General features: G+C 66.6%; 7 protein-coding genes. All 7 read right to left on the bottom strand.

Annotated elements, in window-relative coordinates:
- Positions 1-181: 181 nt before the first annotated feature.
- The 7 genes from QRO91_RS07665 to ligA all read right to left on the bottom strand — a co-directional run bounded on the left by QRO91_RS07665 (position 182) and on the right by ligA (position 12,276).
- Positions 182-2,710: a membrane-bound PQQ-dependent dehydrogenase, glucose/quinate/shikimate family gene (locus QRO91_RS07665; protein ID WP_197633264.1), complete on the bottom strand. Its 2,529-nt coding sequence runs from the start codon at positions 2,708-2,710 to the stop codon at positions 182-184.
- A gap of 650 nt (positions 2,711-3,360) precedes the next feature.
- Positions 3,361-6,075: a DNA gyrase subunit A gene (gene gyrA / locus QRO91_RS07660; RefSeq protein WP_049430095.1), complete on the bottom strand. Its 2,715-nt coding sequence runs from the start codon at positions 6,073-6,075 to the stop codon at positions 3,361-3,363.
- A 262-nt stretch (positions 6,076-6,337) separates the two neighbouring features.
- Positions 6,338-7,402 (bottom strand): S-methyl-5-thioribose-1-phosphate isomerase, encoded by a 1,065-nt coding sequence (gene mtnA / locus QRO91_RS07655; protein WP_049430096.1) that lies wholly within the window; start codon positions 7,400-7,402, stop codon positions 6,338-6,340.
- Between the two features lie 46 nt (positions 7,403-7,448).
- Positions 7,449-8,177 carry a DUF3011 domain-containing protein gene (locus tag QRO91_RS07650; protein WP_049430097.1) on the bottom strand — a complete coding sequence of 243 codons (729 nt, stop codon included), beginning with the start codon at positions 8,175-8,177 and terminating at the stop codon, positions 7,449-7,451.
- 138 nt (positions 8,178-8,315) lie between these two features.
- Positions 8,316-9,272, bottom strand: coding sequence for an EF-P lysine aminoacylase EpmA (epmA, locus tag QRO91_RS07645; protein WP_049430098.1), 957 nt, complete (start codon positions 9,270-9,272; stop codon positions 8,316-8,318).
- Positions 9,269-9,754, bottom strand: coding sequence for a GNAT family N-acetyltransferase (locus QRO91_RS07640; RefSeq protein ID WP_024957227.1), 486 nt, complete (start codon positions 9,752-9,754; stop codon positions 9,269-9,271). Before QRO91_RS07640 ends, epmA begins: the two co-directional genes overlap by 4 nt.
- A 50-nt stretch (positions 9,755-9,804) precedes the next feature.
- A complete protein-coding gene (ligA, locus tag QRO91_RS07635) occupies positions 9,805-12,276 on the bottom strand; it encodes an NAD-dependent DNA ligase LigA (protein ID WP_285310357.1) in 2,472 nt (823 codons plus the stop codon).
- Positions 12,277-12,498 lie beyond the last annotated feature (222 nt).

Below are 12,498 nucleotides of genomic sequence, written 5' to 3'. Positions count from 1 at the left end.
GGATCCTCTCGATACAGCGTCCGGGAAGGTGGAGTCGCCTGGGTAGAGTCGACTGTTAGTCGACTATCGCGCGAAGCGCGGGTTTTCCAGCGTGGGAGAGAAGAGCAGTCGACTAACAGTCGACTCTACCCGGTCGGCTCTACCCGGTCGGCTCTATCCAGCCGGTTATACCCTGTCGGCTCTATCTGGGCAGCGCAAACGCCATCACGTAATCGCCCTTCGGGGTCTCCATGAAATGGTGGCCACCGGCCATGATCACCACGTACTGGCGGCCGCCCTGTTCGTACACCATCGGGTTGGCCTGGCCACCGGCCGGCAGCTTGGCGTGCCACAGTTCCTTGCCGGTCTTCAGATCAATCGCGCGCAGCAGATCATCGGTGGCGGCGGCGATGAAGATCAGGCCACTGGCGGTAATCACCGAACCGCCGTTGTTCGGCGTACCGATTTCAATCGGCAGGCCGGAGCGGATACCGAATGGACCATTGCCGCGCGCACTGCCAAACGGGCGATCCCACAGCAGCTTGCCGGTACGCAGGTCGATGGCGCGAATGCCGCCGTAGGGCGGCTGCTTGCACAGCAGGCCGGTGAACGGCAGCCGCCAGCCGGCATTGACCTGGATGCCATACGGCGTGCCCACCTGCGGATCACCTGCACCCTCGCCACCGCCCTTGTCGGCGCGGACCTTCTCGCGCGGCAGCCAGCCCAACCGGTCGGCTTCGGCACGCGGCACCAGCCGGTTGTAGTTGGGCATGTCGTTGTAGTTGGCCACGATCACGCCACGGCGCGTATCAATGGAGACGCTACCCCAGTCCGAGCCACCGTTGTAACCCGGGTACTCGATGGAGTGGCGGTCACTGCTGGGCGGCGTGTAGAAGCCTTCGTAATAGGCCTTGCGGAACTGGATGCGGCAGACCAGCTGGTCGATCGGGGTCAGCCCCCACATGTCGCGCTCGGTCAGGTCATGCTCGCGGCGCAGCGTGTGGTACAGCGAGAACAACTGCGTAGGTGAGCGCTGCTCGGGCTCGACACCGCCCACAGGCACCTCGCGTTCCTCCGCGGCACTCAGCAGCTGGCCGTTGCGGCGGTCGAGGATGTAGAGGTCGCCCTGCTTGGTCGGCAGCAGGATGGCCGGCACCTTGCCCGCCGCGGTCGGGTAGTCGATCAGGCTGGCCTGTGAACCCAGGTCGTAATCCCATACATCCTTGCGCACGGCCTGGAAGTGCCAGGCCGGTTTGCCGGTGGCCACGTCGATCGCCACCAGCGAGGTGGAATAGCGGTTCTGGTTTTCCGTGCGCGAGCCGCTCCAGTAATCGCCGGCGGAGTTGCCCAGCGGCAGGTAGACCAGGCCCAGCGCCTCATCACCGGTGGCCGTGGTCCACATGTTGGGCGTGCCGCGCGTATAGGTCTGTTCGCGTGGCGGCAGGCCGTTGCGCTCGGGCTGGTCCATGTCCCACGCCCAGCGCAGCTTGCCGGTGACCGCGTCGTAAGCCTGGATCACCCCCGACGGTGCATCGCGGCGCTGGCCGTCCAGCACCTGGTGGCCGGTGACGATCACGCCGCGCACGATCGCCGGTGGCGAGGTGATCGACACATAGCCCGGCGGCACCTCGCCCATGCCCAGGGTGATATCGATCTGGCCGTTGTTGCCGAAGTTGGCGCACGGGCGGCCGCTGTCCGCATCCACTGCGATGATGCGGCCATCCAGCGTGCCTTCAATGATGCGCGCCCAGCAGGCCGGACGGCTGCCCGGCGCGGCGCTGCGGGTGACCGTGGGCGGCGGCTCGGGCAGGGCCAGGTCGGCGGCGACATCGGCCAGCACCGCATCGGCGATGGTCGGCGCGTTGGGTTGTTCGTAGTAGCTCACGCCACGGCAGGCAGCTGTATAGGGAATCGAAGCGTCCTTGACCTTCGGATCGAACCGCCACAGTTCCTTGCCGCTGCTGGCGTCGAGTGCGATCAAGCGGTTGCGCGCGGTACACAGGTACAGGCGGTCGCCGATCTTCAGCGGCGTGGATTCCGCGCCCCAGCGCTTCTTCGGCAGGTCGCCGGTACGGAACTGCCAGGCCAGCTGCAGCGTGGCAACGTTGGCCGGCGTGATCTGCTGCAGGGGGGAATAGCGGGTGGCAGCATTGCTGCGGCCCCAGGCAGGCCAGTCACCGTCGGCAGGCTGGTCGGCGGGCTGGAGGCCGGTGGTATCACGCGTCGGGGCCAGGCCGGCACTGACCGCCCCTTCCGGGAACGGCTGGTGCCCGTCCACTTCGCCATGCGGCGCGAACGCCAGGCCGAACGCGGCGACGAACACCAGCATCAGCAGGCCAGCCACACTACGGGAAAGGCGCTTTGACACCGGTTCGCGCAGGGTCGGTGCCAGCAGCGCCACCACGATGCCCAGCGCCGTAACCAGGCCCAGGCGCGGCACCCAACGCCAGTAGTCGCTGCCCGACTCCCACCAGGTCCACAGCAGTGTGCCGACGAACACCAGCGCGTACAGCAGCGCGCCGCTGCGACGGTTGCCGAACAGCAGGATGCCGCTGGCCAGCAGGCCGAATCCTGCGATGGCGTAGTACGCCGAACCCCCAAGGCTGAGCAGCCATGCACCGAGACCGCCGATGACCAGGCCGAGCACCACCAGCAACAGCGACAGCACGGTGACGAGGGGATGGCGGGAGGCGCGGACGAGGACAGAAGCGGACTGCGGCGTGGCGGACATCGTCGATCTCCGGGGGCAGCATGCGCCCTTATCCCACCGCACATGTGAAGCGCGCGCGTATTTTCTGGGTGGACCTGACGGGGTGATCGTCGGCTGGGTGGTTGCCGACTGGGTGATCGTCGGCTGGGTGATCGTCGGCTGGGTGATCGTCGGCTGGGTGATCGTCGGCTGGGTGATCGTCGGCTGGGTAGAGTCGACTGTTAGTCGACTATCGCGCGCAGCGCGGGGTTTTCACGGCCGGTTCCACACCAGTAGACTAAAATTAGAATCTAACGCAGCGATCGGATGGTCCTGTCTCTTATTAAAATATGAAGCTTCCGAAGATCTACTCTGTGTAGATTTGGGTGGTCGCCGTATGATTAAAAAAGGGGGGGGGGGGGGGGGGGGGGGGGGTGTGGGGGCGGGTCGGGGGGGTGATGGGGCGTCTGAGCGGCGTTTGGCGGGGCGCCCGGCGTATGCAGCGCCGGGCGCAGAGCAGTCGACTAACAGTCGACTCTACCGCAGCGATCGGATGGTCCGCAGCGATCGGATGGTCCGCAGCGATCAGATAGTCCGCAGCGATCGGAGAATCCACCACGACCGGAAGATCCGCAGAAATGACGACGCCGGCACAGGGCCGGCGTCGTCGGGTACGTCTCATCGCGGCGGGATCACTCCTGCGCGGCGTCCTCGCTGCTGGCCGCAGCCGGTGCGCCTTCGGCCGCGGCCGGGGCAGCAGTCGCCACCTCGTCCTCGTCCTCTTCGATGGAGGCATCCATGCGTTCCACCGCCTGCAGCTTCTCGTCCTTGGACAGGCGGATCAGGGTGACGCCCTGGGTGTTGCGGCCGACGCGGCTGATTTCCGAGCCACGGGTACGCACCAGGGTGCCGCCATCGGAGATCAGCAGCACTTCGTCATCCGAACCCATCAGCACCGCGGCGACCAGCTTGCCGTTGCGCTCGGTGGTCTGGATGCCGATCACGCCCTGGGTGCCACGACCCTTGCGCGGGTAATCCGGCAGCGGGGTGCGCTTGCCGTAGCCGTTCTCGGTCGCGGTGAGGATGTACTGCACGCTGGCGTCGTCGGCGCCGTCGATCACCGCATCGCCATTGGCGGCGGCTTCTTCGACACCGTTGTCGTCCTCGTTCTCGTCCTCGATGCCACCGGCACTTTCGGCCACGATCAGACTGACCACTTCCTCGCCGGCCGGCATCTTGATGCCACGCACGCCGGTCGCGGTACGGCCCATCGAGCGGACCTTGTCCTCGCCGAAGCGCACGGTCTTGCCGTTGGAGGCGAACAGCAGGATGTCGCGCTCACCGTCGGTCAGGCCGACGCCAACCAGCGCATCGCCCTCGTCGAGGTTGATCGCGATCTTGCCGCGGGCCAGACGGAAGGCGAACTCGCCCAGCGGGGTCTTCTTGACCGTACCGTTCTTGGTGGCGAAGAACACGAACTGGCCATCGGCGTACTCGCGCACAGGCAGCACGGCCTGCACGCGTTCGCCCGGTTCCAGCGGAATCCAGTTGATGATCGGACGGCCACGGGCGTTGGAACCCGCTTCCGGCAGCTGGTAGACCGGCAGCCAGAACACCTTGCCCGAACTGGTGAAGGTCAGCAGCGTGTCATGTGTGTTGACCAGCCACAGCTGTTCGATGAAATCCTCTTCCTTGGTCGCCGCCGCACTACGGCCACGGCCGCCACGGCGCTGCGCGCGGTACACGCTCACCGGCTGGCGCTTCACGTAACCGGCGTGCGACACGGTGACCACCACGTCTTCCGGCGCGATCAGGTCGAGGATGTCCAGGTCTTCTTCGCTGTGGCGGATCTCGGTACGACGCTCGTCGCCGAACTCGGCCTTGACGCTGACCAGTTCCTCGCGGATCACCTGCAGCAGGCGGTCGGGATCTTCCAGGATGTGGATCAGCCCGGCGATCACTTCCAGCAGCTGCTTGTACTCGTCGGTCAGGCGGTCCTGCTCCAGCCCGGTCAGGCGGTGCAGGCGCATTTCCAGGATCTGGGTGGCCTGGATCTCGGTCAGCTGGTAGCCGCCCTCGATCAGGCCCACGCCCTTGGGCAGGTCTTCCGGGCGCGAGGCTTCGGCACCGGCAGCACCCAGCATGGCACCGACCAGGCCCGGCTCCCACACGCGCGCCAGCATGCGTTCACGTGCTTCGTTCGGGTTCGGCGAGGTCTTGATCAGTTCGATCATCTCGTCGATGTTGGCCAACGCGACGGTCAGGCCTTCCAGCACGTGGGCACGGGCGCGCGCCTTGCGCAGCTCGAACACGGTGCGGCGGGTGACCACTTCGCGACGGTGGCGGACGAACGCCTCCAGCATCTGCTTGAGGTTCATCAACTGCGGGCGGCCATCGACCAGCGCCACCATGTTGATGCCGAACACCGATTCCATCTGCGTCTGCTGGTACAGGTTGTTCAGCACAACCTCGGCAGATTCACCGCGCTTGATCTCGATGTAGATGCGCATGCCGTCCTTGTCGGACTCATCGCGCAGCTCGCTGATGCCTTCGATCTTCTTTTCCTTGACCAGCTCGGCGATCTTCTCGATCAGACGCGCCTTGTTCACCTGGTAAGGAATTTCAGTGACGATGATCGATTCGCGGCCGTTGTCGGCCACTTCGATATCAGCCTTGGCACGGATGCGCACGCGGCCACGGCCGGTGCGGTAGCCGGCGACGATGCCGGCGGTGCCATTGATGATGCCGGCGGTCGGGAAATCCGGGCCCGGGATGTACTCCATCAGGCCGTCGACGTCGATGTCCGGGTTGTCGATCAGCGCGATGCAGGCGTTGATCGATTCGCTCAGGTTGTGCGGTGGGATGTTGGTCGCCATGCCCACCGCGATACCGGCCGAACCATTGACCAGCAGGTTCGGGAACCGGGTCGGCATGACCGTCGGCTCCAGTTCCTTTTCGTCGTAGTTGGGCTGGAAATCGACGGTTTCCTTGTCGATGTCGGCCATCAGCTCATGCGCGAGGCGCGACATGCGCGCTTCGGTGTATCGCATCGCCGCGGCGGAGTCGCCATCGATGGAGCCGAAGTTACCCTGGCCATCGACCAGCATGTAGCGCAGCGAGAACGGCTGTGCCAGGCGCACCAGCGTGTCGTACACCGACTGATCGCCATGCGGGTGGTACTTACCGATGACGTCACCGACGATACGCGCCGACTTGAAGTAGGGCTTGTTGCTGTGCGCGTTGAGCTCGTTCATCGCGAACAGCACGCGACGATGCACCGGCTTGAGGCCGTCGCGCGCATCCGGCAGCGCACGGCCCACGATCACGCTCATGGCGTAATCGAGGTAGCTCTTGCGCATCTCGTCTTCCAGGTTGACCTGGATGATTTCCTTGGCGGTTTCTGCCATTCGGGTTCCGTTGTCTGGTAGCGGTCCAGTCCGGCGCAGCCCTCTGCGGAAGGGGGTCGTGCCGGAACCTCGATTCAACCTGTGGATACTACCACAACAGGCCGTTTTCCGCCTCCCTTTACGGGGATTTTACCTGCACAAATCAGGAACTTAGGGGGTTCATCCGCCCCTGTAGAGCCGAGCCCATGCCCGGCTGCGGCGGATTCCCCGGCGGAGCCGAGCATGGGCTCGGCTCTACAGACATCCTCGACCCAGTCCCGGCTCAACCGCCAAAGGCGGCGCGCATGTTCCCGGCGGTCGGGTTCAGGATCACGCCGCGCTCGGTCACGATGGCGTCGATCAGCTCGCCCGGGGTGACGTCGAACACCGGGTTCCAGGCAGCGATGCCCTCGGCCACGGTGCGGGTGCCACCCACGCCGTACAGCTCGCCCGGATCGCGCTGCTCGATCTCGATCTGGCTGCCGTCAACGGTGTCCATGTCCACCGTCGAGGACGGCGCCACGACCATGAATTTCACCCCGTGGTGGCGCGCGGCGATGGCCAGCTGGTAGGTGCCGATCTTGTTGGCGGTATCGCCGTTGGCGCAGATGCGGTCGGCACCCACGATCACCCACTGCACGGCACCGGTCTTCATCAGGTGCGAGGCAGCCGAATCGGCGATCAGGGTGGCGTCGATACCATCCTGCTGCAGCTCCCACACGGTCAGACGCGCGCCCTGCAGCCACGGCCGGGTCTCACCGGCGAACACGCGGGCAATGCGGTGCTGGGCCATGCCGGCACGGATCACGCCCAACGCGGTGCCGAAGCCGGCGGTGGCCAGCGAGCCGGTGTTGCAATGGGTCAGCACACCGCTACCGGTCTCGATCAGGCCTGCGCCCAGCGCGCCCATATGGCGGTTGGCCGCCAGGTCTTCCTCGGCGATGGCCTGCGCCTCCGCTTCCAGCGCGGCCTTCCAGTCAGCGCCGGCAGCATTCAGGCAGCGGCGCATGCGCGCCAGCGCCCAGGCCAGGTTCACCGCGGTCGGGCGCGAGGCGTTCAGGCGCTGCAGCGCCGGCTCCAGTTGCTGCAGGGCATGTGCACCGTCGGCGGCCTGCACGTCGCGCGCCGCCAGCACCACGCCCCAGGCGGCGGCGATGCCGATGGCCGGCGCACCACGCACGGTCAACGCGTGGATGGCCGCAGCCACTTCGTCACTGTCATGGCAGACCACATGCTCGACCACGAACGGCAGCTTGCGCTGGTCCAGCAGTTGCAGGGCATCGCCGGTCCACAGGATCGGGCGGATGTGGTCGTAACGGGCGTAGTCGATGTCTGAGGCAGTGTTCATGGGCCCATTGTAGGGCCACGCCCCCGGGGTTGGAGCCCGCCCGGACTCAATTCACCGAGAATTCGGCGCGGCAGCCGCCGTCCACCCAGATGCCGTTGCGGCTCCAGCCCCAGGTACTGCCTTCCTCGCACGGCGTGCTGGACAGCTGCTCGAAGACAGCGGCACCAACCGAGATGCTGGCACCGCAGAAACGGCGCTTCTTCGACTTCGATTCACAGGTCAGCCGGCGTGGTACGTCAACGAATCGGCCGTCCTCGTCAGCCACTTCGAAGTCCCCCTGGCAACCGCGACTGGTCCAGACTTCATTGCGCTTGTAGCCCCAGCCCTGCCCTTCGCGGCATGGCAGCGCCGACAGCTGGCGCAGCAGGCGCACTGGCGCCCCATCCAGGCGCACCGGGCAACTCTGCGGGCGGCCATTGGATTCACAACGCACCACGCGACGGACCAGGCGCTTGCCCTCGCTGGCTACCGGCGCGACACCTGCAGCGCGGCGCGCGCGGAACTCGGCGCGGCAGCCCAGCGTGACCCACACGCCACTGCGGTCGGTGCCCCATTCGCTGCCACGGATGCAGCTGCTGTTGGAGAGCTGGCGCACCAGGTCGATGCCGTTGCTGACATCGATATCGCAATGCACCCAGCCCATGTCGCGTGATTCACAGGTCACCACTTCACCGTCGTAGCCGGCCTGCTGGGCAGATGCCGATGACGGCAGCCAGGCACCCCATAGCGCGATGGAGTACACCGGTGCAGCGACAACCGCAAACCACTTGACCAAAGCCTTCCCCAACAGGAATGGATGAACTGCGTGCCAGTGTCCGGCATCTGCCGTGATAAGAGCATCATCCTGCTTACCGAAGCAAGCGCGGAAACGCGGTATTCCGTTCAGTCTTCGAAGTTCAGGAACGCGCGTCGCTCATGCGTGGGCAAAGTCGTAGGCCAGCACATCGGCGATACGCGGCGTGCGGTTCATCGCCATCAGCAGGCGATCGACGCCCACCGCTACGCCAGCGCACGCCGGCATCGATGGCAGCGCAGCCAGCAGCGCCTCGTCCAGCGCCGGCTGCACCTGGCCACGTTCATGGCGCCGCTGCAGGTCACGCTGGAAGCGCGCGCGCTGCTCGTGGGCGTCGTTCAGTTCGTGATAGCCGTTGGCCAGCTCCACCGCGCCCAGGTACAACTCGAAACGCTCGGCCAACGGTGGCGTGCCGGGCCGGATACGCGCCAGTGCAGCCTGGCTGGACGGCCAGTCATGGACCACGGTCATCACCGTGTCATCAAACTGCGGCTGGATGCGATGGGTCATCAACAGGTCCAGCCAGTCGTCGCGGGTCAAACCGACCGGATCGATGTGCACATCACCCAGCGCGGCCCGCAATGCACCCTCATCGGCCTTGAACGGGTCCACGCCCACATGCTGCTGGAACAGCTCGCGGTAGCTCAGCACGCGCAGCGTCGCACTGCGTCCGACCAGCGCCAACGCCTGGCCGACCAGCTCGGCGGTCTCCTCCACCAGGCGATGATGATCCCAGCCAACCCGGTACCACTCCAGCATTGTGAATTCCGGATTGTGGCGGCCACCGGCCTCGCCGTTGCGGAACACCCGACCCAGTTCGTAGCAGTCGCCGACGCCGGCGGCCAGCAGGCGCTTGAGCGGATACTCCGGCGAGGTACGCAGCCAGCGGCGACGGCCACCTGCATCGACATGGCCGGTGAAATCGGTATGGAAGCTGTCGATGTTCGGCTCGGTGTTGCCCGCCACCGACAGGATCGGCGTTTCCACCTCCAGCACATCGCGCTCGGCGAAGAAACGGCGCACCAGCGCGTTGAGCGCGGCACGCTGCTGCAGCGCCCGCAGCAGGGCCTCGCTCACAGGATGCCCTCCGGGCGCGGATGGTCCAGCGGCAGGGTCAGCAGATCGCGGGTGTCGTCGATGTAGCCGCTGGCCAGGTAAAGGCGACGGGCCAGCTCGTTGTGGTGGTTCACTTCCAGGCGCAGGCGGCTGACGCCACGGCCGCGCGCACGCTGTTCGCAGATCGCCAGCGCCTGCTTGCCGCGGCCACGACCACGTGCACGGTGGGCCAGGTACAGCTCGTCCAGCAGCATGAAGTGGCCGCCCTGTTCCAGGCTGAAGCCCATCGCGATCACCGCATAGCCGACCACCTCGCCGGCCTCGTCCAGCCACAGCAGCACTTCGCCATTACGCGGATCGGCCAGCAACGCATCCACGCCGCGACGCACGCGCGCGTCGTCGAAGTCGATCCTGTCTTCGGCGTAGAACTCGCGCATCAACGCGATCAGCAGCTCCTCGTCAGCTCGGGTGGCCAGGCGGAAATCCAGCGGGGCGGTCTGCATCGGTGTTCCTTTGTGTTTCATGCCGGGCGCAGGGGCACCCGGCGGGGTCATCATTCGTGTTCAGCAAGATAGGCCAGCAGGCGGTCCTCGTCCCACACCGGCACACCCAGCGACTGTGCCTTGTCCAGCTTGGAGCCTGCCTCGGTGCCGGCCACCACGAAACTGGTCTTTTTCGACACGCTGCCGGACACCTTGGCACCAAGCGCCTCCAGGCGCTCCTTGGCGGCATCGCGGGTAAGCTGGGCCAAGGTGCCGGTCAGTACCACGGTCTGCCCATCCAGCGGACCGGCCACGATCTCGGCCAGCGCCGGCGCCTTGGCCAGGATCTGCCGCATCGCGTTCTCGGCGGCCAACAGCATCGCACCGTGGCCATCGGCGTCCAGCCACTCGGCCAGACCACGCGCCGTGTCATCCGGCAGCCCGGCGTTGACGAACTGGCCATGCTCGGCGTCGAGCACCGCCTGTGCACCGGGCAACGCGGCGACCAGTTTTTCCGCGCGCAGGCGGGTAATGCCAGGGATCTCCGATTCGACCAGCAGCTGCGCCAGGTCCAGCCCCTCGCGCAACTTGGCGCTGGGCGCGTGCACATCGCTGATGCGGACCTGTCCGACCTGCAGAAGGTCATCGATGGCCTGCTGGTTGCCCTGCTGCTCGAAGAAGTGGCCGAGCGACCGCGCCACTTCGCCACCGATGTCCGGCACGCGCTTGAACAGCGGCCACGGCAGATGGCGGATCAGTTCCAGGTCACCGAACCACTGCGCCAGCGCCTTGGCAGTGCTCTCGCCCACATGCTCGATGCCGAGTGCGAACAGCAGGCGTTCCAGCGTGGCGGCCCGGCTGGCGTCGATCGCTGCGATCAGGTTGTCGGCCCACTTGGTGGCGATCTTCTTCGTGTTCCATTCGAAGCTGGCCGGCTGCGCCAGCGCCTGCGCGCGCCAGCCCGGATCGTTGCCGTCCAGCTTGAGCACCGCATTGAGCACGGCACCACTGCCCTCGGCGGGAAGGTGCAGCTTCAGCGCCGCTGCCAGCGCCGACGGATCCTCCGCATCCAGCACCAGCTTCAGGTGCAGCAGCGTATCGCGGCTGAGCCGGTACAGGTCGGCCACGCTCTTGACGATGCCGGCATCGACCAGGGTTTCGATGTACTTGTCGCCGAGGCCGTCGATGTCCATGGCGCGGCGCGAGGCGAAATGGGCAATGGCTTCCTTGCGCTGCGCCGGGCAGGACAGTTCGCCCGAACAACGCCACGCCGCCGCCCCCTCCTCACGCACGATCTCCGAGCCGCACACCGGGCAGCGCGTCGGCATCTGCCACGGCGTGGTGCCCTGCGGGCGGCGGTCGAGAATGACGCTGACCACCTCGGGAATGACATCGCCCGCACGACGCACGATCACGCTGTCGCCGACGCGCACATCGAGGCGCGCGATCTGGTCGGCGTTGTGCAGCGTGGCGTTGGACACGATCACGCCGGCCACGGCCACCGGCGCCAGGCGCGCAACAGGCGTGGCAGCACCTGTGCGGCCGATCTGGATCTCGATCGCCTCCACCGTGGTGCTCTGTTCCTGCGCCGGGAACTTGTGCGCGATGGCCCAGCGCGGTGCGCGCGAGACGAAGCCCATCGCCTGCTGGCCGGCGCGGTCATCCAGCTTGTAGACCACGCCATCGATATCGAACGGCAGGCCGTCGCGGCGCTCACCGATATCGCGGTAGTACCCCAGCAGGCCGTCGGTCCCTTCCACCACCTTGCACAGTGCGCTGACCGGGAAACCCCAGGCGCCGAGCTGGGCCAGCGTGCCCGAATGCGTGTCTGGCAGCTCGCCACCCTGCACCTCGCCGGTGCCGTAGGCGAAGAAGCTCAGCCTGCGCTGCGCACTGATCTTCGGATCGAGCTGGCGCAGCGAGCCGGCCGCGGCGTTGCGCGGATTGGCCAGCATCTTGCCACCGTGCTGACGGGCACGTTCGTTGTAGGCCTCGAAATCGGCACGCGCCATATAGACCTCGCCGCGTACCTCCAGCACGTCCGGCCAGTCCTTGCCGTGCAGGCGCTTGGGAATGTCACCGATCTCGCGCAGGTTGGCGGTCACGTCCTCGCCGGTACTGCCATCGCCACGGGTCGCGCCGAGCACGAAGTGACCCTCCTCGTAGCGCAGGCTGATCGCCAGGCCGTCCATCTTCGGCTCGGCCGAGAACCGCAGGCTGCGACGCCCCAGGCGCTCGTCGATGCGGCGCACGAAATCGGCCACTTCTTCATCGCTGAAGGCATTGGACAGCGACAGCATCGGTACCGCGTGGCGCACTTCCGGGAAACGGCCGGAGGGCCGCGCACCGACCTGCTGGGTCGGACTGTCGGCACGGGCCAGTTCCGGATGCTCGCGCTCCAGCGCTTCCAGCTCGCGCACCATCCGGTCGTAGTCAACGTCGGGGATCTCCGGCGCGTCCAGCTCGTGGTAGGCGCGGTTGGCCTGGGCGATCTGCCTGCGAAGGTCTGCGGCGCGTTCGGCGGGGCTGGGGCTCATCGGGATCCGGTGGTTCTGGGATGGCCGGGAATTCTACCGCGCCCGGCCGTCAGGCCCGGTAACGCCTCCGCCTTTGCAGCGTCGAGCCATGCTCGGCTCCCGCCCCCGCTCTGGTAGCTGCCAACCATCGCCCCCGCTCCGGTAGCTGCCAACCTTCGCCCCGCTCCGGTAGGTGCCAACCTTCGCCCCGTTCCGGTAGGTGCCAACCTTGGTTGGCACGTCTGCAGT

The sequence above is a fragment of the Stenotrophomonas maltophilia group sp. Smal32 genome (genome assembly GCF_030237085.1).
Classification (GTDB): Bacteria; Pseudomonadota; Gammaproteobacteria; order Xanthomonadales; family Xanthomonadaceae; genus Stenotrophomonas; species Stenotrophomonas maltophilia_Q.
Note: the sequence above shows the minus strand (reverse complement) of the source record. Positions and strands in the feature narration are given on the sequence as shown.